Consider the following 26,271-nt stretch of genomic DNA (forward strand, 5'->3'; position numbering starts at 1 on the left):
CAGCGCGGCTCCGGCCGGGAGAAATAGATGTGGGTTGCACTTATTAGCTTGTCTAACTTATTCTGTGGATGACCCGACGGACTGGTGGAGAGGGAGAGAACCCATGCCGGCAGAGGATCCGTTCGACGAAGGGGCGACCAGCATCCTGCGTCAGCCGAAGGCCGTTTGGGCCACGGCGGGCGCCTCGGTCGTCGCCTTCATGGGGATCGGTCTGGTGGACCCGATCCTGCCGTCCATCGCCGAGGGACTGGAGGCGACACCCAGCCAGGTGTCCCTGCTGTTCACCTCGTACTTCCTGATCACCGCCGTCGCGATGCTCGTGACCGGCTTCGTCTCCAGCCGCATCGGCGGACGCAAGACGCTGCTGGCCGGGCTGGCGCTGGTCGTCGTCTTCGCCGCACTCTCCGGAACGTCCTCGTCGGTCGCCGAACTGGTCGGTTTCCGGGCGGGCTGGGGCCTGGGCAACGCCCTGTTCGTCTCCACCGCCCTCGCGGTGATCGTCGGTGCCGCCGCCGGCGGCAGTGCGGCGGCGATCCTCCTGTACGAGTCGGCGCTCGGCCTCGGCATGGCGTGCGGGCCGCTGGTCGGAGCCCTGCTCGGCGACGCCAGCTGGCGCTACCCGTTCTTCGGCACCGCGGCCCTGATGGCGATCGGGTTCCTCTGCATCACCGCGTTCCTCAAGGAACAGCCCAAGCCGGCCCGGAAGACCTCGCTGCTCGATCCGGTGAGGGCACTCGGCCACGGCGGACTGGCCTCGGTGGCCACTTCGGCGTTCTTCTACAACTACGCGTTCTTCACGATCCTGGCCTTCACCCCCTTCGTACTGAACATGTCGCCGTACAGGTCGGGTGCGGTGTTCTTCGCCTGGGGCCTGCTGCTCGCCGTCTTCTCGGTGCTCGTCGCACCGCGTCTGCAGCGGCGCTTCGGCTCGCTGAAGGTGGTCGGCGGATCCCTCGTGCTGCTCGCCGCGGACCTGGTGATCCTCGGGTACGGCAACCACACGACGGCCGTCGTCTGCACCATCGTCTCGGGCGCCTTCATCGGCATGAACAACACCGTCTACACCGAACTGGCCCTCGGCGTCTCCGACGCGCCGCGGCCGGTGGCGAGCGCCGGATACAACTTCGTCCGCTGGTTCGCCGCGGCGGCGGCCCCGTACCTCGCCCCGAAGATCGAGGAGTGGAGCGACATCCACACGCCGTTCGTCGTCGCCGCCGTCGCGGCACTCGTCGGCGCGGGGGTCGTATGGGTACGGCGCGCGGCGCTGACCCACGAGGCGGAGGAGCTGGAGCCCCGTCACGCCACGGAGGACGGCGTCACCGTCTTCGCCGACTGACCTGCCCTGATCCGGACGAGAGCCACCGCGGCGCGGCGGGGTGTCAGTCCAGCGGTACGGAGGCGCGGAGCGGGTCCCGCAGGTCGGTCCCCTGTGTGAGCCAGCGCTCCTGGAGCTCCTGCGCGCCCCTCACCCGCTTCCAGGCCGCCTCGTTGTGCGTCATCGGCAGCAGCGGCAGGAAGCGCACCGGGTCCATCGGGGCGTCGAGTTCGAGGTCCTCGACCAGGCCCCCCGGCTCGGCGACCAGGACGGAGCTGAAGGGCGCCCCGGTCCACAGCGGCTGCCCGAGGTCCAGCGACGCCCCGGGCGCCACGATCAGCCCCTCGACCTGCGGGGAGGCCGCCAGTACGGCGAGGGGCCGAAGCACCTGGTCGGTGTCGGCGAGCCCCACCCGTACGGACAGGACCAGCTCGGCGCGCGGCCCCTTCACGGGGTCGGCGAGGGGCGCGGTCGGGTCGGCCATCGGCTGCGCGGACATGCCGAGGGTGGCGTAACGCACCACATCGCCGTCGATGAAGCGGAGCACCTCGATGCGGTCCGTGCCGAGGAACGTCACATCGGCGCGTGCGTCCGGCTCCCCCAGCGCCGTACGGAGCCGGGCCTCGACCAGATCAAGAATTTCTCCCATGCGGCGAGCATAGATCGCGTAAGGAATGGGAACAGAAAGGGATTGGCTCCTCGACCGGCTGATAGCCTGAGGCGTCGGTCGGGACAGCACGCGGAGCGCGCTCTCAGTCCCGACAACACGTGATCCCCCACGGGGGACCGGCCGGAGGAGGTGGGGCTGCGGTGGATCCAAGTCGACCGTGCAGTACCGACCGCCCTTCCGTACGACGCCTTCCTTCTGTGATCTGACGCCCTTCCCGGACGTCACCACGGCAGTTCGCGCACCGGAAGAGCCCCGCGTTTTTGCCTGTCTGTAGCGAACGCCGTCATCGTGCCCACGCGGTGCCGCCCGCTTTGCGGACGTGAGCGCACGTCCCCATTCCGGGCAGTTCCACGTGCCCACCGACGGCCCTCCGTGAAGAGGAGCCAGCCATGTCGATGATCCGTGACCTGCGCGCCGCCGTGCGCCCGTCCCTGCGCAAGAGCAACACCCCGTACAACAGCTACGACGCCACCCGTGACCCGTCCGCCTCCAGCGCCGTCGTCGACTGCGCCGTCTACCGGGACGGGCGCCGGATCACCGAGGCCTCCTGCCTGACACCGCGCGAGGCGATCCTGCGCGTGCGGGAGGAGGGCGGGTTCGCCTGGATCGGCCTGCACGAGCCGACCGAGGAGGAGTTCGCCGGTATCGCACGGGAGTTCGGACTCCACCCGCTCGCCGTCGAGGACGCCGTCCACGCGCACCAGCGGCCCAAGCTGGAGCGTTACGACGACACGCTGTTCACCGTCTTCAAGACGATCCACTACGTCGAGCACGCCGAGCTGACCGCGACCAGCGAGGTCGTCGAGACCGGCGAGGTGATGTGCTTCACCGGGCGGGACTTCGTGATCACCGTCCGGCACGGCGGGCAGGGTTCGCTGCGCGCCCTGCGCCACCGGCTCCAGGAGGACACCGAGCTGCTCTCCAAGGGCCCGTCCGCCGTGCTGCACTCCATCGCCGACCACGTCGTCGACGGCTACATCGCGGTGGCGGCCTCGGTGCAGGACGACATCGACGAGGTGGAGATCGACGTGTTCTCCACCCCGGCCAAGGGGACCCCGCGCGGGTCGGACGCGGGCCGGATCTACCAGCTGAAGCGCGAGGTGCTGGAGTTCAAGCGCGCGGTGTCGCCCCTGCTGCGGCCGATGCAGCTGCTGAGCGAGCGTCCGATGCGGCTGATCGACCCCGACATCCAGAAGTACTTCCGCGACGTCGCCGACCACCTGGCGCGCGTGCACGAAGAGGTCATCGGCTTCGACGAACTGCTCAACTCGATCCTCCAGGCCAATCTGGCGCAGGCGACCGTCACGCAGAACGAGGACATGCGCAAGATCACCTCCTGGGCGGCGATCATCGCCGTGCCCACGATGATCTGCGGGGTGTACGGCATGAACTTCAAGCACATGCCCGAACTCCGCTGGACGTACGGCTATCCGATGGTGCTGGCGCTCATCGGTGTCGTCTGCTTCTCCATCCACCGCACCCTCAAGCGCAACGGCTGGCTCTGACGGAGTCTCCAATAGAGTTCGGGCATGACTGCTGCTGACGTGTTGCTTGCACGGGCTCTCGTCGAGGAGGCCACCAAGAAGTCCGGCCTGATCTGGGTGCGGGGCACCGGCCCCTCCCGGGCGCTGTGGCACGTGTGGCACGACGGTGCGGCCGTGCTCGTCGGGGACGGTCCCGGGGAGCAGCCGCTCCCCGACGGGCTGGACGCCGGCTCCGCCGCCGAGGTGACCGTGCGCAGCAAGGACAAGGGCGGCAGGCTCGTGGCCTGGACCGCCGCCGTCACGGTGCTGGAGCCGCACTCCGAGGAGTGGGAGGCGGCGGTCGGCGAGCTCAGGGGCAAGCGGCTGAACGCGCCGGACGCCGAGCAGATGACGGAGCGCTGGGCGCGTGAGTGCCGGGTCGTAAGGCTGGTCCCAGGCGAGTCCCGCACGGACCTGCCGGACACCTCGCTGGCCGCACCGCCGCTGCCCACCGAGGTGACGACCCGGCGCACGGCGCCGGCGGCGCTCCCCCGGCTGCTGCTGAAGCGCCGCGGGAGGCGCTGACCGGCTCCGTCAGCCGGAGGACCTGGGCAGCTCGCCGCCGTAGTCGACGGTGTCGTCCTCGGCCGGTGCCTCCAGGGTGAAGGACTTGCCCCAGTCGGCGAGGGTGACGGTCCCGCCTCCGCCGCCACGGGCCACACGCAGGGGATACGGAGTGCCCTCGAGGGAGACGTCCAGTGCGCCGCCCTCGCCCTTTCCACCCATGACCTGCACGGTGCGCACGCCCCCGACGGTGTCCCGGTCACCCTTGTTGATCTTCCCGTGCAGGGACAGCACCCCGTCGAGCAGCGTCTCCTTCTCCGTGAAACCGCGCAGCTGCTGGTAGGTGGGGTCGTCCTCAGGCACCTTCACGTACTTCCCGCCGAGCTTGTCGGCGGCCTGGTCGCTCTCGTCGTCGGCCTTCTCGTCCTTCCAGAAGCCGGCGTCCGCCTTGAGGAAGAGCTCGTCGCCGATGCGCAGCAGCGCGAACGTGTTCTGGTTCGAGGTGACCGATCCCGTGCCGCCCTTGCCGCTGAGCTGCATGTTCAGGGTGTACGTCCCGCCCTTGCTGACCAGCTTGCCCGTCAGCCGCACCGCGTCCGCGGTCCCGGCGGCGGCCAGCGCCTTCTTCTCGATCTGCGAGGCCGTCAGTTTGCCGACGCCGTTGGTCCCCTTGTCCGGGTCCTCTCCCGCGCAGGCCGTGAGCGCGACGGTCAGCCCCGCGCAGAGCACCACGGCGAGAGCGGTCCGGCGGGGGGCCCGGACGGCCGGGGCGGAAGAGGTCACAGGCGCACTGCCTCTCATCTGTGTGTCTGGGGGTGGCAGACGGCAGCGTACCCGTGCCGCGTACGCCATTCGGCAGAGCGCCGTACGGACGGCCCGCCAGGGCGTGACGGACCGGTACGGGCTAGCCTGATCACGGCGAAGGAGGATGTGAGGGACAGAGGGAGGCGCACAGGATGGCGGCAGTCACTCCCAGGGTCTTCGTCTCACATCTCGCCGGCGTACCGGTGTTCGACCCGAACGGTGATCAGGTCGGCCGGGTCCGGGATCTGGTGGCGATGCTGCGGGTCGGCGGCAAGCCGCCACGGCTGCTGGGCATGGTCGTCGAGGTCGTGAGCCGGCGGCGCATCTTCCTGCCCATGACGCGGGTGACGGGCGTCGAGTCGGGACAGGTCATCACGACCGGCGTGGTCAACATGAGGCGCTTCGAGCAGCGCCCGACCGAGCGACTCGTCCTCGGCGAGTTCCTTGACCGGCGGGTGCGCCTCAAGGAGACGGACGAGGAGGTGACCGTCCTCGACGTCGCCATCCAGCAGCTCCCCGCCCGCCGCGACTGGGAGATCGACAAGTTCTTCGTACGCAAGGGCCGCGGCGGCGCCCTCCGCCGCAAGGGCGAGACGCTGACCGTCGAGTGGTCGGCTGTCAGCGGCTTCTCGCTGGAGGAGCACGGGCAGGGCGCCGAGAACCTGGTGGCGACCTTCGAACGGCTGCGTCCCACCGATGTCGCCAACGCCCTGCACCACCTGACGCCGAAGCGCCGTGCCGAGGTCGCCGCCGCCCTGGACGACGAGCGGCTCGCGGACGTCCTGGAGGAGCTCCCCGGTGACGACCAGGTGGAGATTTTGGGGAAGCTGGCGGAGGACCGCGCCGCGGACGTCCTGGAGGCGATGGACCCGGACGACGCGGCCGACCTGCTCTCGGAGCTGCCGGAGGCGGACAAGGAACGTCTCCTCGCGCTGATGCGCCCGGACGACGCGGCCGACGTACGGCGTCTGCTGGCGTACGAGGAGCGGACGGCGGGCGGGCTGATGACGACCGAGCCGATCATCCTGCGGCCGGACGCGACGGTCGCGGACGCGCTGGCCAGGGTCCGCCAGCAGGACCTCTCCCCCGCGCTCGCCGCCCAGGTGTACGTCTGCCGGTCGCCGGACGAGACCCCGACCGGCAAGTACCTGGGCACCGTGCATTTCCAGCGGCTGCTGCGGGATCCGCCGTTCACCCTGGTCAGCTCGATCGTCGACAGCGATCTCGTCCCCCTGGCGCCGGACACCCCGCTGCCCGCCGTGACCAGCTATCTGGCCGCGTACAACATGGTCTCGGTGCCGGTGGTGGACGAGAGCGGCTCGCTGCTGGGCGCGGTGACCGTCGACGACGTGCTGGACCACCTGCTGCCCGACGACTGGCGCGAGACGGATTTCCTGGGCGAGGAGGAGATCACCGGTGGCCGCTGAGGACCGCGCGAGGGCCGTGCCGACGGGCGCCTCGGGCATCGTGCGCCCGCCGCGCCCCCGGCTCGACCAGCCGAAGGCACCGCGGCGCCGGCTGCTGCCCGAGTACGACCCCGAGGCGTTCGGCCGGTTCTCCGAGCGCATCGCCCGCTTCCTGGGCACCGGGCGGTTCATCGTCTGGATGACCTTGATCATCATCCTTTGGGTGGTGTGGAACATCTTCGCGCCGCAGGAACTGCGCTTCGACGAGTACCCCTTCATCTTCCTGACCCTGATGCTGTCCCTCCAGGCCTCCTACGCGGCCCCCCTGATCCTCCTCGCGCAGAACCGCCAGGACGACCGCGACCGGGTCACCCACGAGCAGGACCGCAAGCAGAACGAGCGCTCCATCGCGGACACGGAATTCCTCAGCCGGGAGATCGCCGCACTCCGGATGGGCCTCGGGGAGGTCGCCACGCGCGACTGGATCCGCTCGGAGCTGGAGGCCATGGTGAAGGACATGGAGGAACGCCAGATCCTCTCGCGGGCCGAGAGTGACGAAGGCGACCGCGGAGGGGCTACCCGCCCGTAGCCCCCGTAGCCGTAACATCGTCCATATGGCTACGGAAGACGCGGTGCGCGAAGCGCTGGCGACAGTGAACGACCCGGAGATCCACCGACCGATCACCGAACTGGGCATGGTGAAGTCGGTCGAGATCGATCCTGACGGTGTAGTCGCTGTCACCGTGTATCTCACGGTTTCCGGCTGCCCCATGCGCGAGACGATCACGAAGAACGTCACCGACGCGGTGGCCCGCGTCGATGGCGTGTCGCGGGTCGAGGTCACGCTCGACGTGATGAGCGACGAACAGCGCAAGGAGCTCGCCTCGTCACTGCGCGGCGGCACGGCGGAGCGGGAGGTGCCGTTCGCCAAGCCCGGCTCACTGACCCGCGTCTACGCGGTCGCGTCCGGCAAGGGCGGCGTCGGCAAGTCCTCGGTCACGGTGAACCTCGCGGCGGCGATGGCTGCCGACGGGCTCAAGGTCGGTGTGGTCGACGCGGACATCTACGGGCACAGCGTGCCCCGGATGCTCGGTGCGGACGGCAAGCCCACCCAGGTCGAGAACATGATCATGCCGCCGTCCGCGCACGGCGTGAAGGTGATCTCCATCGGCATGTTCACCCCGGGCAACGCCCCGGTGGTGTGGCGCGGCCCCATGCTGCACCGCGCGCTGCAGCAGTTCCTCGCCGATGTGTACTGGGGCGACCTCGACGTCCTGCTGCTCGACCTGCCGCCGGGCACCGGTGACATCGCGATCTCCGTGGCGCAGCTCGTCCCGAACGCCGAGATCCTGGTCGTCACGACCCCGCAGCAGGCCGCTGCCGAGGTGGCCGAGCGGGCCGGCTCCATCGCCGTACAGACCCACCAGAAGATCGTCGGCGTCGTCGAGAACATGTCGGGCATGCCGTGCCCGCACTGCGACGAGATCGTCGACGTGTTCGGTTCGGGCGGCGGACAGCGGGTCGCCGACGGGCTGACGAAGACGGTCGGCGCCGAGGTCCCGGTGCTCGGGTCCATCCCGATCGACGTACGGCTGCGTGAGGGCGGCGACGAGGGCAAGCCCGTCGTCCTGTCCGACCCGGACTCCGCCGCGGGCTCCGCCCTGCGCTCCATCGCGGACAAGCTGAGCGGCCGTCAGCGCGGCCTGTCGGGCATGTCCCTGGGGCTCACCCCGCGCAACAAGTTCTGAGCGGCGTACGGGTGGGGGCGGTCTCCTGAGGAGGCCGCCCCCACCCGCACGCTCAGTTCTCGTACGAGGCGATGTCGCCGATCACCGCGAATCCCAGGCCGTAGGCGCTCATGCCGCGGCCGTACGCGCCGATGTGCACCCCCTCGGGGGCCGAGCCGGCGAGCACCCAGCCGAACTCCGACTCGCGGTAGTGGAAGTCCACCGGCACGCCGTCCACCGGGAGGGACAGCGTCGACCAGGGCTCCCGGCCCAGGTCGTCCGCGAGCTCGAACGCGGTCTCGGTCTGCTGGTTCAGCCATTCGCCACGCAGGGTGTGGTCCATCTGCGGGGGCCAGGTGCAGTCCAGCAGGCCGGAGCCCGCCAGCCAGGCCGCCGACGAGACGGTGGTGGCGTCCAGGACGCCCGTACCGTCGTCGCTGTCCCGTACGGGGCTGCTGCCCACGGTCACGACCACCGCGAAGCGCGCCTTCTCCGCCCCCGCGTCGGCCCGTACGACGGGCTCCTCGCCGTGTCCGGTGGAACCGTGCTGCACCGTGTCGTCCGCCGCGGCGGTGACACTCATCAGCCAGCGCGGGCCGGTGAAGGCCTCGTCCAGCCCGTACCAGGGGAACGGCGCCTTCAGATAGCCGTCGACAGTACGCCGGGTCGCCGGCACCCCCTCTGCGGTGACTGTGCTGGGCGCACCATCCGCCCCTGCCCGACTCGTCGTCTCCATCTGCCCGGCCGCCTCCTCGATCTTCCACTGATCCGGAGCGGCCCTCCCCCCGTGGGCATGGGCAACCTCGCAACCGGACAGATGGAGAATAGCCATACCGTCCGGACGAGTCGGGATTGACGGTCTCAGGTGGCGTCTGCGTCGAAGGGCGGACGCTCGTCCTTGGCAGGCTGCGCGGGCTTCTTGAGGAGGTCCGGCGTGGCCGCGGCTGCCGCGCCGGACGCCGCCGCGGCGGTGCCGGTGGACGAGGCACTCTCGCGGCCGTTCACCGCGTCGGTGACCTCCGCCATCTCCTTGCGCAGGTCGAAGCTCTCGCGGATCTCCTTGAGCCCCAGGTCGTCGTTCCCGTCCATGAGCTGCTTGCGGACGAACGTCTTGGGGTTCAGGTCCTCGAACTCGAAGTCCTTGAACTGGGGTCCGAGCTCCGAGCGGATGTCTTCCTTGGCGCTGTCCGAGAACTCACGGATCTTGCGGATGGTGCGCGTGACGTCCTGGATGACCTTCGGCAGCTTCTCCGGACCGAATACGAGCACGGCGAGAACCACGAGCGTCAGCAGCTCGAGTGCGCCTATGTCATTGAACACCTTGCTGCTCCTCGTGTTCTCTGCGTGGTCTCCGCGTGTTCTCCGCCGCCAGGTCAGGGGGCCCGGACCGCTCCACGGTACCCGGCGAAGCTGTCCGTGCGGTACCTGCCGGTGGCCGTCAGGTGCCGCTCGCCGAACCCAGCGTCAAAGTCATGGACAGGTCTTTGCCTCCGCGGGTCAGGACGAGCCCGAGCCGGTCACCCGGCCGGTGGGCGCGGATCTTGACGATCAGTTCCTCCCCGCTGTGCACGCGCCGGCCCTCCACCTCGGTGATGATGTCGCCCGGGCGGATGCCCGCCTTGTCGGCCGGGCCGCCCTCGGTCACCGCCGTTCCGCCGTCGGTCACCTTGCCGCCGACCTTGGCTCCGTCGCCGGTGAACTCCATGTCCAGCGTGACGCCGATCACGGGATGGGTGGCCTTGCCGGTGTTGATCAGTTCCTCGGCGACGCGCTTGCCCTGGTTGATCGGTATCGCGAAGCCGAGGCCGATGGAGCCGGACTGGCCGCCGTCGAGACCTGTTCCGCTGTCGGCTGCGCGGATGGCGCTGTTGATGCCGATGACCCGGGCCTCGGCGTCGACCAGGGGGCCGCCGGAGTTGCCCGGGTTGATCGGGGCGTCGGTCTGCAGCGCGTCGACGTAGCTGACATCCGTACCGTCGCCCTTCTCGCCGCCCGCGGTGATGGGACGCTGCTTGGCGCTGATGATGCCGGAGGTGACCGTGTTGGACAGGTCGAAGGGTGCGCCGATGGCCACGACGGGATCACCCACCTGCACGTTGTCGGAGTTCCCCAGGGGCAGCGGCTTGAGGCCCGAGACACCGGTCACCTTGACGACGGCCAGGTCGTAGCCGCTGTCCTTGCCGACGAGCTCGGCCGGCGCGGTCTCCCCGCCGCTGAACGTGACGGTGATGTCGCCGGTGGAGCCGGCGGGGGCGACCACGTGGTTGTTGGTCAGGATGTGGCCCTTGCCGTCGAGGACGAAGCCGGTGCCGGTGCCCGACTCGGCGGAGCCGTCGACGTGCAGGGTGACCACGCTGGGCAGCGCGCTGGAGGCGATCCCGGCGACGCTGTCGGGCGCCCGGCCTCCGCCGGCCCGGCCGGCCTGGGGCAGTTCGACCGTGGTGAGGCCGCCGTTGCGCTCGACGTAGGCACCGATTCCGCCGCCGATCCCACCGGCCACGAGGGCGAGCAGCGCAGCCCCGACGAGGACGGACCCCCGGCGGTTCCCGCGCGGCCGGGGGTCCGGGCCCTGGGCGGGGCCGGGGTGGCTCAGCGGCTGCTGCGGGGGCGTGCCCCAGGGGTCGTACCGCAGCCACTGCGAGGGCTGCGGGGTCTGCGGGGGCTGCACGGGGAGCTGCTGCTGCGGCGCCGTGTGCGGCGGGGGCGGGGGCGCCCAGCCCTCGTTATGTCCCTGACCGACCGCAGCGGGGGCGGTGACGGGGACGGCCGCGGGCGTCGCCACACCGTGCCCGTTCGTCCCGGCGTACGGCGGCGGTACGGCGGTCCCGTGGGCCGGAGTGGGCACCGGGCGCTGCACGGGCGGCGCGGGCGCCCACGGCCCCGGGCCGCCGTAGGGCGGGGTGCTGTACTCGTCGGGCGCGTGCAGCGGCTGCGTGCGGGGCGGCGCCGGCTCGGCGGCCGGGGGCACGGGCGTGAACTCGCGGGGCTCGTCCTCCGGCGGCGCGGCCGGCTCGGCTGCCGGTGGTGCGGGCGGCCGGGCAGCCGGTGGTGCGGGCAGGAAGTCGCCGTCCGTCCCGGGGGCGGGCGGCTCTCCGGTGAGGGGTCCGGCGGCCTCGCCGGCCGGCTGCTCCCCGCTCGGGGGCGGCGTCGTCCCCTCGACGCCGGGGACGGTCACCGCGTCCTCCGGACCGGCCGGGCGGTCCCGCTCCGTAGAGGGACGGCTCCACCACTTCGTCTTCGGCCCGCTGGGCTTCCCGTCGTCCATGCTCTCCCCGCAACTGGCCCTTGCACGCCTCACGGAGGCGTCCCTCCCGGAATTCAACCAGGTTTGCGAATCCCCGCGCAGGGTCCCGGTCAGCGCAGCGGTGTGAGCGGCATCGCGCGCTCCCGCAGCGGCGGGGCGGAGGCCGTCGCTGACGGCTTCGGCTCCACTCCGGCGCGGAGCGCCGGTGAGTACAGCGGGTCGGCGTCGGTCGGGCGTATGAGCGGCGGCACGGTCACGTTCAGCACCGGGAAGGCGAACGTGCCTCCGGTGAGCGCCGAGGTGCTCAGCAGCGAGGGCGCGGCGGGCTGGGCGGACGAGGCCGGGACGGCGCCCGGGCGGAGGTCCTGCCCCTGTCCGACGGCGAGCGCGCCGCCGCCGCTGCGGCTGGCCGCCGCGGCGGCGCTGCCGGTCCGCTCCTCGGCATCGAGCGGGGTCGCGCTGCTGCCCGCGCCTTCGGCGCTGAGCGGGGTCTCCGGGCTGTGGTCGAGCGGGAGGGAGCCTCCCAGCGCGATGGCCGCGAGCGAGACCGCGCTGGCCGCGACGAACGCGAAGCGCCGGGCCCGCCACGGGGAACGGTCGGAGTCCCGGGCCACGTCATGGATGCGGAAGCCGGACGCGCCGCCCGGCAGCACGGCGGTCGAGCCGTGAGCGGTGGGGAGGTAACCGAAGCCGTCCAGCGGGGAGCGGCCTGACTCCGGGGAGCCGGGCTGCAGCACGGGGAGCATTCCGTCCGCGAAGCGCCACCGCCCGTTCGAGCCGTCGTCAGGACCGCCGCCGCTGCCGCTGGGGCCCCCGGGGAGGCCCTGGAGACGGGCGAGGAAGCCCTCGGAGGGCGAAGGGGAGGCGGAGGTCGCGAAGGCGCTCTTCAGCCGTCGCTGGGCGTCGGCCTCGGCCTTGCACCGGGCGCAGGTCGCCAGATGGGCCAGGACCCGCTCCCGGGCATCGTGTTTGAGCTCACCGTCGACGAGCGCGGCGAGCCGGTCCCCCAGGTGCTGCTCCGCGGGGGTCGGACCTGTGCCGCTCACGCCGTTCCGCCCTCCCCTGCCAGGACCGCGTCCGCGAGGGAACGCTGCTCGGCGCGGGCCTCGGGTGAACGGTGCTTGAGCGCCTTGCGCAGGTGCGAGCGGCCACGGTGGATGCGGCTGCGCACCGTGCCGAGCTTGACGCCGAGGGTGGCGGCGATCTCCTCGTACGAGAGGCCCTCGATGTCGCAGAGCACGACCGCGGCACGGAACTCGGGCGCGAGGGTGTCCAGCGCCTGCTGCACGTCCGCGTCGAAGTGCGTGTCGTTGAAGACCTGCTGCGGGGACGGCTCACGGCTCGGCAGCCGCTCGGCCGCGTCGTCACCGAGGGAGTCGAAGCGGATCCGCTGCTTGCGGCGGACCATGTCCAGGAAGAGATTCGTCGTGATCCTGTGCAGCCAGCCCTCGAAAGTGCCGGGCGTGTAGGTCGACAGCGACCGGAAGACGCGGACGAAGACTTCCTGGGTGAGGTCCTCGGCGTCGTGCTGGTTACCCGTCAGCCGGTAGGCGAGGCGGTACACCCGGGCGCTGTGGGTGCTGACGATCTCTTCCCATGAGGGCGGGGTCCACGCCTGGGAGTCCGCATCTGAGGCGAAGGTCGCGGTCGGTGCGGAATCGTTGGAAGAACGGTCAGCGATGTCGGTCACGGATTTCGGCTCACCCGCCGACCTGAGAAAGCGCCGCAGCGCACCTCTCCGATCCACAGGCGCAGCCGCACCTCCCCTATCGGCTCTGGTGGTGTCCAGTGGAGCCCCTACCATAGCCACCTCGCCCGTTAGCTCCGGATAAGCCTTTTTACCTGCTGGTGTCCCGGTGTCCCCGGGAGCAAGAGGAACATTCCGGACCCGGCCGCAGGGCCCGGTCCCGGTGTTCTTCCCCGTCCCCTCATAACGCCCGGTCCCATCTGCGGGTTCCCGGGTCCAGCGGATACAGTCACCGTTGCGCCAACTACGGGGACAGGAGAGGGTCATTACCGCCAACCGGCAGACGAGCTGGGCATTCGCCGACGCCTTTGTCGCCGAGGAAGAAGCTCTGCTCTGGGCCCGGGACCGGGCCCACGAGGCAGGGCTCCGCCCGGTGTCGTCAGGCACCGGCGCGGCACTGCGCCTGCTCGCTGCCACCGCGGACGCCAAGGCGGTGGCCGAGATCGGCACCGGAACCGGCGTGTCCGGTATCTATCTGCTGCAGGGCATGCGCCCGGACGGGGTGCTGACGACCGTCGACCCGGAGCCCGAGCGCCAGCAGTTCGCCCGCGAGGCCTTCCGGGCCGCGGGCTTCGCCACGAACCGGGCCCGGTTCATCCCGGGGCGCGCCCTCGACGTACTGCCGCGGCTCGCGGACGGCGGTTACGACCTCGTCTTCTGCGACGGCGACCGGCTGGAGAGTCTGGACTGTCTCGCTGAATCGTTGCGCCTGCTGCGACCTGGCGGACTGGTCTGTTTCGAGGGCGTCTTCGCCGACGGCCGCACGATCGACTCGGCGGCGCAGCCGGCCGAGGTGCTGCGCCTGCGCGAACTGCTGCGGGCCGTGCGCGAGAGCCAGGAGCTCATGGCGACGCTGCTGCCGGTGGGCGACGGCCTGCTGTGCGCGGTGCGGCGCGGCTGAGCCGGCCTGACGGGAACGGCCGCCGGGGCTCCCCCGACGCACTGCTGCCCCGGCACGGAATCCGTGCCGGGGCAGCAGTGAAGTGTGGGCGCCTCCGCCTCAGCCGACGACCTTCTTCAGCGCGTCACCGAGTGCATCGGCCTCGTCCGGAGTCAGCTCGACGACAAGCCGACCGCCGCCTTCGAGCGGAACGCGCATGACGATGCCCCGCCCCTCCTTTGTCACCTCGAGCGGGCCGTCGCCCGTCCGCGGCTTCATGGCCGCCATGCTCGTTCCCCTTCCTGAAACCAGCTCATCGCAGCCGGCGGCCCCATGACAGGCGCTGCCTCACCGGCGTCGAACACAATGCTTCCTCCGCATTATCCCGCATCAGAGACCCCGATGACCAACATCGGCCGGCATCGCTTGCGCAACGCGCTCTCGCAAAACCACCCAATTCGGCGATCCAGCTGCGATACTGCGCCGCCGTCGACCCCCAGCCGAAGTCCAATCGTTAGACGCAGGTCACATGTCCGGCCCGCCGGAAGTCCGCCATGCTTGCCTGGACAGGCACGACGCCGGACCCGCAAGGAGACCCTGCAATGGCCGAGACGGCTGACACGGTGCTCGCAGACGTGAGCGACGGGCTCGCGACGATCACGATCAATCGCCCCGACGCGATGAACGCCATGAACACCGCCGCCAAGGTCGCCCTCCGCGACGCTCTTCTGGCGGTCGCGGACGACCCCGCCGTGCGCGCGGTTCTGCTCACGGCCACCGGGCGCGCCTTCTGCGTCGGCCAGGACCTCAAGGAGCATGTGGCCAAGCTCTCCGAGGCCCGCGAGTCGGACGGCGGCAACGCGCTGAGCACGGTGCGGGAGCACTACAACCCCATCGTCCGCGCGATCACGGAGATGGAGAAGCCCGTGGTCGCGGGCGTCAACGGGGTCGCCGCCGGGGCGGGTTTCGGGTTCGCGCTCGCCGCCGACTACCGCGTGGTCGCCGACACCGCGGCCTTCAACACGTCCTTCGCGGGGGTCGCGCTGACCGCCGACTCGGGTGTCTCCTGGACCCTGCCGCGGTTGATCGGCGCGAGCCGCGCCGCCGACCTGCTGTTCTTCCCGCGTTCGGTCTCCGCCCAGGAGGCGTACGAGCTGGGCATCGTGAACAAGGTGGTGCCCGCCGCCGACCTGGCGAAGGAGGCGCACGCGGTGGCCCGCGCCCTGGCGGACGGACCGACGGTGGCCTACGCGGCGCTGAAGGCGTCCGTGGCGTACGGCGCCGGGCACACGCTCGCCGAGACCCTGGAGAAGGAGGACGAACTCCAGACGAGGGCGGGCGCGTCGCAGGACCACACGATCGCGGTCGAGGCGTTCCTCGCCAAGCAGCCCCCCAAGTATCTCGGCAGGTAGGGCAGGGGGTCCCCCGTCCGGATCGCCCGATCCGGACGGGGAAGCCTTACCGGCCGCCGCCCCTGGCCACGCAGTCGGCGAGGTGGTCGTCGACGAGGCCGCAGGCCTGCATCAGGGCGTACGCCGTCGTGGGCCCGACGAAGCGGATGGAGCGCTTCTTCAGCTCCTTGGCCAGCGCCGTGGACTCCGGGGTGACCGCCGGGACGTCGGCGAGTGCGCGCGGGACCGGCCGCGAGGCCGGGTCAGGTGCGTGCGACCAGATGAGCGCGTCCAGCTCGCCCGCGTCCCAGCCCGCCAGCACCTTGGCGTTCGCGAGGGTGGCGTCGATCTTCGCGCGGTTGCGGATGATCCCGGCGTCGGCGAGGAGGCGCTCCTTGTCGGCGTCGGTGAACTCCGCCACGGCGGAGATCTTGAATCCGGCGAACGCGCTGCGGAAACCCTCGCGGCGGCGCAGGATCGTCAGCCACGACAGCCCCGACTGGAACGCCTCCAGGCAGAGCCGCTCGAAGAGGGCGTCGTCGCCGTGGACCGGTCGGCCCCACTCGGTGTCGTGATAGGTGAGGTAGTCCTCCGTGGCCAGACCCCACGGGCAGCGCAGCCGCCCGTCGGCCGCGGGCTCCGCGTCACTCATCGCCCGCCCTCCTCGTCCTGCGGGCCGTCCCCCGCGGCGGGCTCGCCCGGCCGTTTGAAGAGGTCGGGACCGTTCACCGCGGTCGCCTGGGCCCCGGCGAGCGCCGACTCCAGCTCGGCGATGTGGGCGTCGCGCTCGGCGAGCTCGGCCCCCAGCCGGCCGAGGGCCTCGTCCACGTCCGTCATGCGGTAGCCGCGCACGGCCATCGGCAGCCGCATGGCTTCGACGTCGGCCCGGCCGACCGGACGGTTGGCGGGCAGCGGGTCGGTGAGCCGCTCGGGCTCGACGTCCTGCAGCACCGCGCTTCCGCCTCCGCCGACCACCGCCAGGGTGACCGCGGCCACCACCACGGCCATCGTGAGCAGCAAGAACCAGAACACGTGCATCTCCCCGGGAGCGGAATACCTGTCCAGGTCAGATCGTGCCATGCGCCACCGACAGTCAGGGCCTCACCGAGGAACAGCCGGGCCCAGCGCCTCACGCAGGAGCTCGACGGCCGGAGGGATCTCCGTCCCGCTGATGTTGCCGTAACCGAGGACGAGCGCGCGCCGCTCCGTTCGCTCCGCGCGGTAGTCGTCCAGGTCCGTCAGGCGCAGCCCGGCGGCTGCGGCGGACCGGACCGCCTCCCGGAGGCCGGTGCCGTCCGGCAGGTGGAGCAGGATGTGGAGCCCGGCGGCGCTGCCGGAGACCCGGCCCTTCGGCACCCGGTCGCCGAGCGTACGGACCAGCAGGTCGCGGCGGGAGCGGAACCGCCGCCGCGACGCGCGCAGATGGGCGTCGTACCACCCGCGGTCGAGGAAGGTGGCGAGCGCGAGCTGGTCGAGTACAGGTGGTGCCGTGGCGACGGGGTTCGCCGCCCGGAGCGCCGGGCTCATGCGGGCGGGGGCGACCAGCCAGCCCAGGCCGAGGGCGGGCGACAGCGTCTTGCTGACCGAGCCGAGGAGGACGACCCTGCTCGGATCCATCCCCTGCATGACGGCGACGGGGTGGTGGTCGTAGCGGAACTCGGCGTCGTAGTCGTCCTCGATGACGAAGCCGTCCACCTCGCGGGCCCAGCGCACCAGGCCGGCCCGGCGCTCCGGCGACAGCACGGTACCCGTGGGGAACTGGTGTGCCGCGCCGACGACGACGGCCCTGGCGGGCGTACGCCCGAGGTCCTCGACGCGGAGGCCGTGGTGATCGACGGGCACCGGGTGCACACGCAGGCCCGCGCTCGTCGCGGCGTCCCGCAGCCGCCTCCAGCCCGGGTCCTCCACGGCCAGGTCGGCGATCCCCTCGGCCAGCAGCGCCCGGCAGGTGCGGAACAGACCGTCGGTGGCGCCCGCGCACACGGACACGGATCCGGCGTGCGTGTCCGCGCCGCGTGAGCGCCGCAGGTACTCCCCGACGGTGGTCCGCAGCACCTCGTGTCCGGTGGGGTCGGGCCGCCCGAGGTCGTCATGGACGGCCGAGCCCGTGACCGCCCGGACGGCCTCCGCCCACCTGCGGCGCGGAAACGCCCACAGGTCGGGGAGCCCGGGCGCGAGGTCGTAACGGATGGGCGGGCGCTCGGGTGCCCGCCGCTCCCGGGGTCGCGGCGGCGTGGTCTCCGGTGACCACGAGACGCGCGTGGCGGAGCCGACCCGGGCGGAGAGGTATCCCTCCGCGACGAGCTGCCCGTACGCCTCCGTCACGACCCAGCGCGAGCAGCCGAGTTCCTCGGCGAGCGCGCGGCTCGGGGGCACGGCGGCGCCCTCCACGAGTCGGCCGTCCCGTATCGCGGTGCGCAGGGCGTGAGCCAGCCGGTCGTGCAGGCGGCGCCGGCCGCGTTCCGGTGGGCCGACGTCCAGCAGCGTCGCCCAGGCGTGATTGGTCCGGGAAGGGTCCACGGCATCGGAGCGTAGCGCCGGGCCGAATCCGCCTGGCGCGAAGGTCATGAGCAAGAGCCTGATTCCCGGGGCCATGACGTTCGGCACGGCCCAGGACGAACGCCGCTCGTTCGAGCTCCTGGACCACTGGACGAGGCGCTCGCCGGGGTGTCGCTGAAGCTGACCGCCGGGCAGCGCGGACGCCTGGACTCCGCCGGGTGACCTGGTGCCGCCTCCCGCCCGCCGGCCGGTCTAAGGTCGCAGGCGGGCTACAGGGAGGAAGCAGGAATGCCAAGCGGGACGCTCAGGCTGGGACGGCGGGAGTTCGGGCCGAACGAGCCGGTGATCATGGCGATCGTGAACCGGACTCCCGACTCCTTCTACGACCAGGGGGCGACCTTCCATGACGAACCCGCGCTCTCCCGGGTCGAGCAGGCCGTCGCGGACGGCGCCGCGATCATCGACATCGGCGGGGTGAAGGCCGGCCCCGGCGAGGAGGTCACGGCGCAGGAGGAGGCGCGCCGTACGGTCGGCTTCGTCGCCGAGGTGCGCCGCCGCCACCCGGACGTCGTGATCAGCGTGGACACCTGGCGGCACGACGTGGGCGAGGCCGTCTGCGAGGCCGGGGCGGATCTGCTGAACGACGCGTGGGGCGGCGTCGATCCGAAGCTGGCGGAGGTGGCCGCGCGGTTCGGGGCGGGCCTGGTGTGCACGCACGCGGGCGGCGCCGAGCCCCGTACGCGACCGCACCGAGCCGCCTACGACGACGTGATGGCGGACATCCTGCGCGTGACCCTGGGTCTCGCCGAGCGTGCCGTGGAGCTCGGGGTGAGGCCGGACGGGATCATGATCGACCCGGGGCACGACTTCGGGAAGAACACCCGGCACTCTCTGGAGGCGACGCGCCGGCTGGAGGAGATGACGGCCACGGGCTGGCCGGTGCTGGTCTCCCTCTCCAACAAGGACTTCGTCGGGGAGACGCTCGACAGGCCGGTCAAGGAGCGCGTCATCGGCACGCTCGCGACGACGGCCGTGTCGGCCTGGCTGGGGGCGCGGGTGTACCGGGTGCACGAGGTGGCCGAGACCCGGCAGGTCCTCGACATGGTGGCGTCCGTCGCGGGCCACCGGCCGCCGGCGGTCGCGCGCCGGGGCCTCGCGTAGGCCGGTCGCCGTGCGGAGCCCGGGAGGGCGGGGCGGGGCAGCGGCCCCGCCCCGCCCCGCCCCGGCTAGCGGCCGACTTCCTTCGTGACCAGCCGGACCGCCTCGTCCACGTCGTCCGTGACGTGGAACAGCATCAGGTCCCGCTCGGACGCCTTGCCCCCCGCGACCACGGTGTCCCTCAGCCAGTCGACCAGGCCGCCCCAGTACGCCGTGCCGAAGAGGACGATCGGGAAGCGCGTCACCTTGCCCGTCTGCACCAGGGTCAGCGCCTCGAAGAGCTCGTCCAGCGTGCCCAGGCCGCCGGGCAGGACGACGAAGCCCTGCGCGTACTTCACGAACATCGTCTTGCGGACGAAGAAGTAGCGGAAGTTGACGCCGATGTCGACATGTGGATTCAGGCCGGACTCGAAGGGCAGCTCGATGCCGAGTCCGACGGAGACGCCCTTGGCGTCCCTGGCCCCCTTGTTCGCCGCCTCCATGGCGCCGGGGCCACCGCCCGTGATGACGGCGAATCCCGCCTCGACGAGCGCCTTGCCGATCTGTACGCCCGCCTCGTACTCAGGTCCGCCCGCCGGGGTGCGGGCCGAACCGAAGACGCTGATGGCGCTGGGAAGTTCTGCCAGCGCGCCGAATCCCTCGACGAACTCGGACTGGATCCGCATGACCCGCCAGGGGTCGGTGTGGACCCACTCCGAGTCGCCCTCCGTATCCAGCAGCCGCTGATCGGTCGTGCCCGGCTGGACCTGGTCCCTGCGGCGCAGTACCGGACCCAGTCGCTGTTCCTCGGGCTTCACCGCACCCTCGGGAATCTGCGCGCCCTCGGGGATCCGTGCGTCCTCCGGGTTGCCCATGACCTGCTCCCTCCGCCGACCTGCGATGTGCGTGTGTCGCTTCAGCGTAGATCGGCGGAGGTTACGCGCAGGGGAATGCCGTGAGTCAGCTGGTGAGCCAGGAGCGGAGGCGCTCCTCGCAGTGCGTGATCCGCTCGACACGCACGTGCTCGTCCCGCTTGTGCGCGAAGAGCGGGTCGCCCGGGCCGTAGTTCACCGCGGGAACGCCCAGGGAGCCGAACCGGGACACGTCGGTCCAGCCGAACTTGGGCCGCGCGACGCCGCCGACCGCGTCCATGAACGCCTTGGCGGCGGGGTGCGAGAGACCGGGCATCGCGGCTCCGGTGTGGTCGTCCACGACGAACTCGTCGACACCGCAGTCCGCGAAGACCTCCTGGACGTGTGCCTCGGCCTCCTCGGCCGTGATGTCGGGGGCGTAGCGGTAGTTGACGACCAGGGTGCAGGCGTCCGGGATGACATTGGTGGCGACGCCGCCCTCGATGCCGACGGCGTTCAGCCCTTCGCGGTACTCCAGCCCGTCGATCACCGGGCGGCGCGGCTCGTACGCGGCCAGCCGGGCCAGCGCCGGGGCCGCCGCGTGGACCGCGTTGGAGCCCATCCAGCCGCGTGCGGAGTGGGCCCGTTCGCCCTTGAAGCGCAGATGGACGCGGAGCGTGCCCTGGCAGCCGCCCTCGACCTCACCGTTGGAGCCCTCGAGGAGCACGGCGAAGTCGGCGTCGAGCCATTCGGGGTGCGCCTCGGCCACATGACCGAGGCCGTTGAGGTGGGCGGCGACCTCTTCGTTGTCGTAGAAGATGAAGGTGAGGTCGCGGTTGGGCTCCGGCACCGTCGCCGCGATGCGCAGCTGGACGGCCACGCCCGACTTCATGTCGGAGGTCCCGCAGCCCCACAGCACGCCGTCGTCGTCGAGCCTGGACGGCACGTTGTCCGCGATCGGGACGGTGTCGATGTGCCCCGCCAGCACGACCCGCTCGGCGCGGCCCAGCTGCGTCCTGGCCACGATGTTGTTGCCGTGGCGGTCGACGGTCAGGTGCGGCAGCGGGCGCAGGGCCGCCTCGATGGCGTCGGCGAGGTCCTTCTCCTGCCCGCTGACCGACGGGAAATCGACCAGCTGTGCGGTGAGTGCCGGGCCGTCCAGGGCGAGGTCGAGCGTGTGTCCATCCATGGCCACGACCCTAACCGGCGCCGCTCCTACCCTCCAGTACGGTGGCCCCGTGCCCAGGACCAGCCCCTCTTCCCGCCGTGGCCGCGCCTTCCGTGTCGCGGCCGCCTTCGCCGTGATCCTGTCACTGGCCGGCTATCTCGCCGTGCGGTACCTCTCCGGCGGCAGCGGCGTGCCCCGCTGCACCGTGGGCCCCGCGGACGGGGGTGAGGGGCGTACGTACGAGCTGAGCCCGGACCAGGCCGCCAACGCCGCCACGATCTCCGCCGTGGGCACCACGCGGGGGCTGCCGGAGCGCGCGGTGACCATCGCGCTGGCGACCGCGATGCAGGAGTCCACGCTGCGCAACCTCGACCACGGGGACCGGGACTCGCTCGGCCTCTTCCAGCAGCGCCCCTCGCAGGGGTGGGGCACGCCCGGGCAGATCATGGACCCGGTCTACTCGGCCGGGAAGTTCTACGAGGAGCTCGTCGAGGTCCCGCGCTATCTGGACCTGAAGCTGACCGTCGCGGCCCAGTGGGTGCAGAAGAGCGCGTTCCCGGACGCGTACGCCAAGCACGAGCCGGATGCCCGGCTGCTGGCCGACGCGCTGACCGGACGTGCCCCGGCCTCCCTGACCTGCTCGGCGCCGGCGCCGGAGGCCGGGGAGTCCGGGGACGCGGCGGAGGTCCGGTCCGATCTGGTGCGTGCCTTCGGGTCGGACGTCCTGCCGTCGGCCGGGTCGGCGGGCGCCTCGGCGGCGGGCACGGTGTCGGTGCCCGTGCGGGCCGCGGACGAGGCGATGCCCCGGCGCGGCTGGGAACTCGCCCACTGGGCGGTCGCCCGGGCCGGGACCCTGCGGATCGCGGAGGTCTCGTACGCGGGCCGGACGTGGACCGCCGGGTCGGGCTGGCGGACGGATCGCGAGGAATCGGGCGCCACAACGGTCCGAATGCGACTCGCTCAGTAGTACGGCCTGTCATCCGTACGGGCCGTTCGGCGTCCGTCGGCCCCCTGCTGCCGCACCTGTTTCCCCGCCCTGGCACTACGGGTCGATTCCCGTGCCCACGCAGGGAAGTGACGGTTCATCACACGACCACCGAATGCGCCGTTCGCCCGGGTTCCTCCATTGCGGATTATCCGACGCATTACCCAGTCTTTACCTCGGTGCCCCGCAACCTTCCCCGCCCCCGGACCGGTTGTTCAGTGCGTCCGATCACCGGACAGGCGGACTCCACGTCCGCCGCGTAACCGTTGACGTCCCGTCGAAGGAGCATCATGTCCCTCCCCCTGACCCGCCGGATCGCCCGTGCCGCGCTGCTGATCGCCGCGGGTGCGGCCCCTGTGGTCGGCGCGGCCGGTGCCGCGGGTGCCGCGGGGCTCCCGCAGACCCCCGCGCTCGGCGGCCTCACCTCGCTCGACGGCGCCGGACTCAGCAGCACGCTGGACTCCGCGTCGAAGCAGGGCTCCGAGGTGGCGAACGAGACCGGCGGCAAGGTGGTCGGCACGACCCTTCCCGCCGCGGGCAAGACCCTCCGGACGGCCGGATCCGTGGCGGACGGCGAGCTGACGGAGGACACCCTCCCGACCAAGAGCCTGCCGATCGGCTGATCCGCCGGAACACGCGCCGTCACAGGCGCACGGAGGGGCCTCGGGAGTGCGCACTCCCGAGGCCCCTCGGCGTACACCGGGGGTCCGTGGGCTCAGGACAGCCGCTTGACCGCCGCGTCCACGCGCTCGTCCGAGGCCGTCAGGGCCACCCGTACGAAGCGGTCGCCGGCCGGCCCGTAGAAGTCGCCCGGCGCCACGAGGATGCCGAGCTCCGCCAGACGCGCCACGGTCTCCCAGCAGGGCTCGTCGCGCGTGGCCCAGAGGTAGAGGCTCGCCTCGCTGTGCTCGATCCGGAAGCCGTGGGCCTCCAGGGCCGCCCGCAGCACGGTGCGCCGCCGCGCGTAGCGCTCCCGCTGCTCCGCCACGTGCGTGTCGTCGCCCAGCGCCGCGACCGTCGCCGCCTGGACCGGGGCCGGAGTCATCATCCCGCCGTGCTTGCGGATCTGGAGCAGCTCACCGAGGACGGCCGCGTCACCCGCGACGAAGGCCGCGCGGTAACCGGCGAGGTTGGAGCGCTTGGAGAGCGAGTGGACGGCCACGACGCCCTCGTACGTGCCGCCGCAGACGTCCGCGTGGAGCACGGAGACGGGCTCGGCCTCCCAGCCGAGCTCGAGGTAGCACTCGTCGCTGAAGACCAGCACCCCGTGCTCGCGCGCCCAGGCGACGATCCGGATCAGCTCGTCCTTCGGCAGGACGCGGCCCGTCGGGTTGGACGGGGAGTTGAGCCAGAGCAGCTTCAGGCCCTCCGGGTCCAGCTCCGTCGGGTCGTCGTAGACGACGGGCTCGGCGCCGCAGAGCCGCGCGCCGACCTCGTACGTCGGGTAGGCGAGCCGGGGGTAGGCGACCTTGTCGCCCGCGCCGAGACCCAGCTGGGTCGGCAGCCAGGCGACCAGCTCCTTGGAGCCCACGACCGGAAGCACGTTCTCGTGGGTCACCCCGGCCGCCGCGCCGAGCCTGCGCTCCACCCATCCGGTCAGCGCGTCACGCAGCGCGTCGGTCCCCCACACCGTCGGATAGCCGGGGCTGTCCGCAGCGGCGACCAGCGCCCGCTGGATCAGCTCGGGTACCGGGTCGACCGGCGTGCCGACCGACAGGTCCACGAGGCCGTCCGGGTGGGCCACGGCCGTCGCCTTGTAGGGCGCCAGCTTGTCCCAGGGGAAGACCGGGAGACGGGAGGAGACGGGAACTGCTGCGGACACGGAACTCTGCTTTCTCGTACGGGGACGTGGGGGCGGGAAACGCCTCGGTCCCGCACGGTGACAAGCCGTACGGGACCGGGCGGCGCTCGTACCACCGCCGACGGCTCACCCGCGGCAGGCAGGGAGCCGGCTCACTTCCTGCCGCGGGTGGGGCCGTTACTGGTTCTGCGGCGGCAGCGCGGCGATGAACGCGTGGTCGCGCTCGATGAGACCCAGCTTGGAGGCGCCGCCCGGCGAGCCGAGGTCGTCGAAGAACTCGACGTTCGCCTTGTAGTAGTCCTTCCACTCCTCCGGGGTGTCGTCCTCGTAGAAGATGGCCTCGACCGGGCAGACCGGCTCACAGGCTCCGCAGTCGACACACTCGTCCGGATGGATGTACAAGGACCTGGAGCCCTCGTAGATGCAGTCGACGGGGCACTCTTCGATGCAGGCCTTGTCCTTCACGTCGACACAAGGCTGCGCGATGACGTAGGTCACGCTGTCGTTCCTCCTCGGTAGGGCGTTGGCTCTCGCGCGGGAGCGCGGCGTCGTCGATGCCCGCCCCTAGTATCTCCGTTCCGGGGCACGATCCGAACAGGAGGGGCAGACAGAGCTGTGGAATTCACCATGGGCGGACGGCTCGAGGTTCGCATAACCCCTGCTGACGTGGGCAAACGCGTATCGGTACGGCGCACCGCCGACGTGCCCGGCGAGGGCGCGAAGTTCACCGACACGGTCGGGGTTCTCACATCGTGGGACGGCGGAGTGCTGTCCGTCACGACGAAGAACGGCGAGAGTATCCGGATTGCGGAATCGGCGCTGGTGGCGGGGAAGGTGGTGCCTCCGGCCCCGGCTCGCCGCCGCGGTCCCGCCGCGTCGTTCGGGGAACTCGCCAGGGCGACCGCGCGCGCCTGGGAGCCCGTCGAGAGCGAACTCCTGGGCGACTGGCGGCTGCGCGCGGCCGGCGGATTCACCCGCCGCGCCAACTCCGTGCTTCCGCTCGGCGATCCGGGTCTCCCGATCGGCGAGGCGCTCGGGCGTGTCCGCCGCTGGTACGGGGAACGGGGGCTGCCCGCCTACGTCCAGACCGCCACGGGCGCCGAGGGCACGCAGGAGGCGCTCTGCGCGGACCTGGAGGAGCACGGGTGGCGGCGCGAGGTGACCGCCGAGGTGCGGATCGCGGCGCTCGCACCCGTCGGGGACCTGGACGCGGACATCTCCGCCGTACGGCTGGTACGTGCGCCGGACGAGGCGTGGCTCTCCCGGTACCAGCGCTTCGAGACCCCGGGGGCCCATGTGCTGAAGGTGCTGGGCAGCGGCCCCTCCGTGTGGTTCGCCTCCGTCCCGGACGAGGGTCCGGCGGGGGTTCCCGCCGCGATCGGGCGTTGCGTCGTGGACGGCCGCTGGGCGGGGTTCATGGCCGTCGAGGTCGGCCCGGAGCACCGGCGCCGCGGTCTCGCGACGGCCGTCATGACGGCGCTGGCCCGCACGGCGCTGGACGAGGGCGCCTCGGCCGCGTGGCTCCAGGTGGAGGCGGACAATGAAGGTGCCCGTGCGCTGTACGACGGCATGGGCTTCGCCACCCACCACAGCTATCACCACTTCCGGCCCGCGTAGCGGGGAGAGCAGCAAGGGGGACGTGCACACATGAGCGCCGAGGATCCCGGCACGGCCGAACGACGACGGCGGTTCGCCGAGGAGGCACGCGCCGAACGGCCCGACCTCGCGCTGCTCTGTCTGCTGCTCGGCGCGGAGACCGCGCCGCCGTCACCCGGGGACGCCGACCCCCACGGCATCGACGCGGCGCAGATCGAGCTGGACCGGCTGGCGGGCCTCCTGCCGTACGGAGCCCGTGACGCCCGCGCGTGGGCGTCCGCACTGGCCGGACTGCTCGGCGAGCGCTGCGGTTTCGCGGGCTCGTCCCAGGACTACCAGCGGCTGGACTCGTCGGTGCTCCAGCAGGTGCTGCTGCGCCGCAGAGGGCTGCCCATCCTGTTGTCCGTGGTCTGGATCGAGGTCGCGCGGCGGGCCGGAGCGCCCGTCTACGGGCTGGCCCTCCCCGGCCATTACGTCGTCGGTTTCGGCGACCCGGCCGAGCGGGTGCTGGCCGACCCCTTCGCCGGCGGCGCGCCCCTGAGCGGCGAGGACGCGGATCTGATGGTGACGGGGATGACCGGGGAGCCGCCGGGGGCGGCGATGCCGGTGCCCGCCAGGCCGCTGGAGACCGTGCTGCGGATCCTGAACAACGTCCGGGCCTGGGCGTCGGCGCGTCCCGAGCGTACGGACGTGGCGCTGTGGGCACTCGAACTCTCCCTGCTGCTGCCCTCGCACCCGGCCAGGCTCCGCTACGAGAGGGCCCAGCTCCTCGTGCAGCGCGGGGAGTTCCTGCGCGGGGCGGCGGAGATGGACGAGTACGCCGAGATCGTCGACGGCATCGAGCCGACGGCGGCCGAGGCCATCCGCCACCGCGCGCAGGCAGCCAGAGCGCTGCTGAACTAGGGCGGTCCCCGTGCGGTCACCCTGTGAACTCACAGAGGGCGCCGTCTGCACACAAAGGGCCTCAATTGCCTTACGGAGCACGCCATTTCTTGCCCGCTCGGCGATCGGGTGAGGCTCCTG

28 protein-coding genes are annotated in these 26,271 nt (G+C 71.8%); 13 read left to right on the forward strand and 15 right to left on the reverse strand.

Features of this window, described 5'->3' with window-relative positions; all coding sequences use genetic code 11:
- Window positions 1–103 precede the first annotated feature (103 nt).
- Window positions 104–1,336, forward strand: a complete 1,233-nt coding sequence (locus AB0P41_RS29465; protein WP_356716128.1) for an MFS transporter — start codon at window positions 104–106, stop codon at window positions 1,334–1,336.
- A gap of 43 nt (window positions 1,337–1,379) precedes the next feature.
- On the opposite strand, the gene AB0P41_RS29470 is transcribed toward AB0P41_RS29465, so the two are convergent.
- Window positions 1,380–1,964 carry a suppressor of fused domain protein gene (locus AB0P41_RS29470; protein ID WP_365935100.1) on the reverse strand — a complete coding sequence of 195 codons (585 nt, stop codon included), beginning with the start codon at window positions 1,962–1,964 and terminating at the stop codon, window positions 1,380–1,382.
- Window positions 1,965–2,374: 410 nt separating this feature from the next.
- On the opposite strand from AB0P41_RS29470, the gene AB0P41_RS29475 reads away from it, so the two are divergent.
- Window positions 2,375–3,490, forward strand: a complete 1,116-nt coding sequence (locus tag AB0P41_RS29475) for a magnesium and cobalt transport protein CorA (protein WP_365935101.1) — start codon at window positions 2,375–2,377, stop codon at window positions 3,488–3,490.
- Window positions 3,491–3,514: 24 nt separating this feature from the next.
- Window positions 3,515–4,033 (forward strand): hypothetical protein, encoded by a 519-nt coding sequence (locus tag AB0P41_RS29480; protein WP_365935103.1) that lies wholly within the window; start codon window positions 3,515–3,517, stop codon window positions 4,031–4,033.
- A gap of 9 nt (window positions 4,034–4,042) precedes the next feature.
- On the opposite strand, the gene AB0P41_RS29485 is transcribed toward AB0P41_RS29480, so the two are convergent.
- A complete protein-coding gene (locus AB0P41_RS29485; protein WP_356716121.1) occupies window positions 4,043–4,795 on the reverse strand; it encodes a hypothetical protein in 753 nt (250 codons plus the stop codon).
- Between the two features lie 173 nt (window positions 4,796–4,968).
- Here AB0P41_RS29485 and AB0P41_RS29490 point away from each other — a divergent pair, with 173 nt between their 5' ends.
- Genes AB0P41_RS29490 through AB0P41_RS29500 form a run of 3 tightly spaced genes read left to right on the forward strand, consistent with a single transcriptional unit; the run spans window position 4,969 to window position 7,970 of the window.
- Window positions 4,969–6,243, forward strand: coding sequence for a CBS domain-containing protein (locus AB0P41_RS29490; RefSeq protein WP_356716119.1), 1,275 nt, complete (start codon window positions 4,969–4,971; stop codon window positions 6,241–6,243).
- The gene (locus AB0P41_RS29495; protein ID WP_356716117.1) at window positions 6,233–6,811 is read left to right on the forward strand and encodes a DUF1003 domain-containing protein; all 579 of its coding nucleotides are present in this window, start codon (window positions 6,233–6,235) and stop codon (window positions 6,809–6,811) included. Before AB0P41_RS29490 ends, AB0P41_RS29495 begins: the two co-directional genes overlap by 11 nt.
- Before the next feature lie 25 nt (window positions 6,812–6,836).
- Window positions 6,837–7,970, forward strand: a complete 1,134-nt coding sequence (locus AB0P41_RS29500) for an Mrp/NBP35 family ATP-binding protein (protein ID WP_356716116.1) — start codon at window positions 6,837–6,839, stop codon at window positions 7,968–7,970.
- Between the two features lie 52 nt (window positions 7,971–8,022).
- On the opposite strand, the gene AB0P41_RS29505 is transcribed toward AB0P41_RS29500, so the two are convergent.
- The 5 genes from AB0P41_RS29505 to sigE all read right to left on the reverse strand — a co-directional run bounded on the left by AB0P41_RS29505 (window position 8,023) and on the right by sigE (window position 12,997).
- On the reverse strand, window positions 8,023–8,685 hold the full coding sequence (locus tag AB0P41_RS29505; protein ID WP_356716114.1) for a hypothetical protein: 663 nt from the start codon (window positions 8,683–8,685) through the stop codon (window positions 8,023–8,025).
- Between the two features lie 125 nt (window positions 8,686–8,810).
- Complete coding sequence (locus AB0P41_RS29510) at window positions 8,811–9,269, reverse strand: sec-independent translocase (protein WP_365935106.1); 459 nt, start codon at window positions 9,267–9,269, stop codon at window positions 8,811–8,813.
- A gap of 118 nt (window positions 9,270–9,387) precedes the next feature.
- Complete coding sequence (locus AB0P41_RS29515; RefSeq protein ID WP_365935108.1) at window positions 9,388–11,214, reverse strand: trypsin-like peptidase domain-containing protein; 1,827 nt, start codon at window positions 11,212–11,214, stop codon at window positions 9,388–9,390.
- 89 nt (window positions 11,215–11,303) lie between these two features.
- Complete coding sequence (locus AB0P41_RS29520; protein WP_365935110.1) at window positions 11,304–12,239, reverse strand: zf-HC2 domain-containing protein; 936 nt, start codon at window positions 12,237–12,239, stop codon at window positions 11,304–11,306.
- Window positions 12,236–12,997 (reverse strand): RNA polymerase sigma factor SigE, encoded by a 762-nt coding sequence (sigE, locus tag AB0P41_RS29525; protein WP_187355817.1) that lies wholly within the window; start codon window positions 12,995–12,997, stop codon window positions 12,236–12,238. Before sigE ends, AB0P41_RS29520 begins: the two co-directional genes overlap by 4 nt.
- A 178-nt stretch (window positions 12,998–13,175) precedes the next feature.
- Between sigE and AB0P41_RS29530 the strand changes: the two genes are divergently transcribed.
- A complete protein-coding gene (locus AB0P41_RS29530) occupies window positions 13,176–13,841 on the forward strand; it encodes an O-methyltransferase (protein ID WP_356716108.1) in 666 nt (221 codons plus the stop codon).
- A gap of 99 nt (window positions 13,842–13,940) precedes the next feature.
- Here the strand turns inward: AB0P41_RS29530 and AB0P41_RS29535 are convergent, their stop codons facing one another.
- Window positions 13,941–14,108 carry a DUF3117 domain-containing protein gene (locus AB0P41_RS29535; RefSeq protein ID WP_003966491.1) on the reverse strand — a complete coding sequence of 56 codons (168 nt, stop codon included), beginning with the start codon at window positions 14,106–14,108 and terminating at the stop codon, window positions 13,941–13,943.
- A gap of 314 nt (window positions 14,109–14,422) precedes the next feature.
- Here AB0P41_RS29535 and AB0P41_RS29540 point away from each other — a divergent pair, with 314 nt between their 5' ends.
- Complete coding sequence (locus AB0P41_RS29540) at window positions 14,423–15,232, forward strand: enoyl-CoA hydratase-related protein (RefSeq protein ID WP_365935113.1); 810 nt, start codon at window positions 14,423–14,425, stop codon at window positions 15,230–15,232.
- A gap of 46 nt (window positions 15,233–15,278) precedes the next feature.
- Here the strand turns inward: AB0P41_RS29540 and AB0P41_RS29545 are convergent, their stop codons facing one another.
- From AB0P41_RS29545 to AB0P41_RS29555, 3 genes are all read right to left on the reverse strand, one after another.
- On the reverse strand, window positions 15,279–15,863 hold the full coding sequence (locus AB0P41_RS29545) for a DNA-3-methyladenine glycosylase I (protein ID WP_356716104.1): 585 nt from the start codon (window positions 15,861–15,863) through the stop codon (window positions 15,279–15,281).
- A complete protein-coding gene (locus tag AB0P41_RS29550) occupies window positions 15,860–16,249 on the reverse strand; it encodes a DivIVA domain-containing protein (RefSeq protein ID WP_356716198.1) in 390 nt (129 codons plus the stop codon). The genes AB0P41_RS29545 and AB0P41_RS29550 overlap by 4 nt, the downstream gene beginning before the upstream one ends.
- A gap of 63 nt (window positions 16,250–16,312) precedes the next feature.
- Window positions 16,313–17,779 (reverse strand): PLP-dependent aminotransferase family protein, encoded by a 1,467-nt coding sequence (locus AB0P41_RS29555; protein WP_365935114.1) that lies wholly within the window; start codon window positions 17,777–17,779, stop codon window positions 16,313–16,315.
- A gap of 219 nt (window positions 17,780–17,998) precedes the next feature.
- Between AB0P41_RS29555 and folP the strand changes: the two genes are divergently transcribed.
- Entirely contained in the window at window positions 17,999–18,871 is an 873-nt protein-coding gene (gene folP, locus AB0P41_RS29560) for a dihydropteroate synthase (protein ID WP_365935116.1), read from the forward strand.
- Window positions 18,872–18,936: 65 nt separating this feature from the next.
- Here the strand turns inward: folP and AB0P41_RS29565 are convergent, their stop codons facing one another.
- Both AB0P41_RS29565 and dapE read right to left on the reverse strand, forming a co-directional pair.
- Window positions 18,937–19,722, reverse strand: a complete 786-nt coding sequence (locus AB0P41_RS29565) for a TIGR00730 family Rossman fold protein (protein WP_356716098.1) — start codon at window positions 19,720–19,722, stop codon at window positions 18,937–18,939.
- 85 nt (window positions 19,723–19,807) lie between these two features.
- The gene (dapE, locus tag AB0P41_RS29570; protein WP_356716096.1) at window positions 19,808–20,887 is read right to left on the reverse strand and encodes a succinyl-diaminopimelate desuccinylase; all 1,080 of its coding nucleotides are present in this window, start codon (window positions 20,885–20,887) and stop codon (window positions 19,808–19,810) included.
- 49 nt (window positions 20,888–20,936) lie between these two features.
- Between dapE and AB0P41_RS29575 the strand changes: the two genes are divergently transcribed.
- Both AB0P41_RS29575 and AB0P41_RS29580 read left to right on the forward strand, forming a co-directional pair.
- Window positions 20,937–21,833: a hypothetical protein gene (locus AB0P41_RS29575; RefSeq protein ID WP_365935120.1), complete on the forward strand. Its 897-nt coding sequence runs from the start codon at window positions 20,937–20,939 to the stop codon at window positions 21,831–21,833.
- 308 nt (window positions 21,834–22,141) lie between these two features.
- The gene (locus tag AB0P41_RS29580) at window positions 22,142–22,474 is read left to right on the forward strand and encodes an ATP-binding protein (RefSeq protein WP_365935122.1); all 333 of its coding nucleotides are present in this window, start codon (window positions 22,142–22,144) and stop codon (window positions 22,472–22,474) included.
- 92 nt (window positions 22,475–22,566) lie between these two features.
- Here AB0P41_RS29580 and dapC read toward each other — a convergent pair whose 3' ends face one another.
- Window positions 22,567–23,673, reverse strand: a complete 1,107-nt coding sequence (dapC, locus tag AB0P41_RS29585) for a succinyldiaminopimelate transaminase (RefSeq protein ID WP_356717171.1) — start codon at window positions 23,671–23,673, stop codon at window positions 22,567–22,569.
- Window positions 23,674–23,829: 156 nt separating this feature from the next.
- Entirely contained in the window at window positions 23,830–24,150 is a 321-nt protein-coding gene (gene fdxA, locus AB0P41_RS29590; RefSeq protein WP_014154250.1) for a ferredoxin, read from the reverse strand.
- A 117-nt stretch (window positions 24,151–24,267) separates the two neighbouring features.
- Here fdxA and AB0P41_RS29595 point away from each other — a divergent pair, with 117 nt between their 5' ends.
- Both AB0P41_RS29595 and AB0P41_RS29600 read left to right on the forward strand, forming a co-directional pair.
- Window positions 24,268–25,269 carry a GNAT family N-acetyltransferase gene (locus AB0P41_RS29595; RefSeq protein WP_365935124.1) on the forward strand — a complete coding sequence of 334 codons (1,002 nt, stop codon included), beginning with the start codon at window positions 24,268–24,270 and terminating at the stop codon, window positions 25,267–25,269.
- A gap of 30 nt (window positions 25,270–25,299) precedes the next feature.
- Window positions 25,300–26,151 (forward strand): transglutaminase-like domain-containing protein, encoded by an 852-nt coding sequence (locus AB0P41_RS29600; RefSeq protein ID WP_365935126.1) that lies wholly within the window; start codon window positions 25,300–25,302, stop codon window positions 26,149–26,151.
- The last annotated feature ends 120 nt before the right edge of the window (window positions 26,152–26,271 follow it).

It is taken from the genome of Streptomyces sp. NPDC079167 (assembly GCF_040686735.1).
GTDB lineage: Bacteria > Actinomycetota > Actinomycetes > Streptomycetales > Streptomycetaceae > Streptomyces.

Excerpts from the sequence above, each read along its gene's own strand:
- AB0P41_RS29465 (WP_356716128.1), top strand. The coding sequence starts at position 104 with ATGCCGGCAGAGGATCCGTTCGACGAAGGGGCGACCAGCATCCTGCGT.
- AB0P41_RS29470 (WP_365935100.1), bottom strand. The coding sequence starts at position 1,964 with ATGGGAGAAATTCTTGATCTGGTCGAGGCCCGGCTCCGTACGGCGCTG.
- AB0P41_RS29475 (WP_365935101.1), top strand. The coding sequence starts at position 2,375 with ATGTCGATGATCCGTGACCTGCGCGCCGCCGTGCGCCCGTCCCTGCGC.
- AB0P41_RS29480 (WP_365935103.1), top strand. The coding sequence starts at position 3,515 with ATGACTGCTGCTGACGTGTTGCTTGCACGGGCTCTCGTCGAGGAGGCC.
- AB0P41_RS29490 (WP_356716119.1), top strand. The coding sequence starts at position 4,969 with ATGGCGGCAGTCACTCCCAGGGTCTTCGTCTCACATCTCGCCGGCGTA.
- AB0P41_RS29500 (WP_356716116.1), top strand. The coding sequence starts at position 6,837 with ATGGCTACGGAAGACGCGGTGCGCGAAGCGCTGGCGACAGTGAACGAC.
- AB0P41_RS29505 (WP_356716114.1), bottom strand. The coding sequence starts at position 8,685 with ATGGAGACGACGAGTCGGGCAGGGGCGGATGGTGCGCCCAGCACAGTC.
- AB0P41_RS29515 (WP_365935108.1), bottom strand. The coding sequence starts at position 11,214 with ATGGACGACGGGAAGCCCAGCGGGCCGAAGACGAAGTGGTGGAGCCGT.
- sigE (WP_187355817.1), bottom strand. The coding sequence starts at position 12,997 with ATGGTAGGGGCTCCACTGGACACCACCAGAGCCGATAGGGGAGGTGCG.
- AB0P41_RS29535 (WP_003966491.1), bottom strand. The coding sequence starts at position 14,108 with ATGGCGGCCATGAAGCCGCGGACGGGCGACGGCCCGCTCGAGGTGACA.
- AB0P41_RS29540 (WP_365935113.1), top strand. The coding sequence starts at position 14,423 with ATGGCCGAGACGGCTGACACGGTGCTCGCAGACGTGAGCGACGGGCTC.
- AB0P41_RS29545 (WP_356716104.1), bottom strand. The coding sequence starts at position 15,863 with ATGAGTGACGCGGAGCCCGCGGCCGACGGGCGGCTGCGCTGCCCGTGG.
- AB0P41_RS29550 (WP_356716198.1), bottom strand. The coding sequence starts at position 16,249 with ATGCACGTGTTCTGGTTCTTGCTGCTCACGATGGCCGTGGTGGTGGCC.
- AB0P41_RS29555 (WP_365935114.1), bottom strand. The coding sequence starts at position 17,779 with ATGACCTTCGCGCCAGGCGGATTCGGCCCGGCGCTACGCTCCGATGCC.
- folP (WP_365935116.1), top strand. The coding sequence starts at position 17,999 with ATGCCAAGCGGGACGCTCAGGCTGGGACGGCGGGAGTTCGGGCCGAAC.
- AB0P41_RS29565 (WP_356716098.1), bottom strand. The coding sequence starts at position 19,722 with ATGGGCAACCCGGAGGACGCACGGATCCCCGAGGGCGCGCAGATTCCC.
- dapE (WP_356716096.1), bottom strand. The coding sequence starts at position 20,887 with ATGGATGGACACACGCTCGACCTCGCCCTGGACGGCCCGGCACTCACC.
- AB0P41_RS29580 (WP_365935122.1), top strand. The coding sequence starts at position 22,142 with ATGTCCCTCCCCCTGACCCGCCGGATCGCCCGTGCCGCGCTGCTGATC.
- AB0P41_RS29600 (WP_365935126.1), top strand. The coding sequence starts at position 25,300 with ATGAGCGCCGAGGATCCCGGCACGGCCGAACGACGACGGCGGTTCGCC.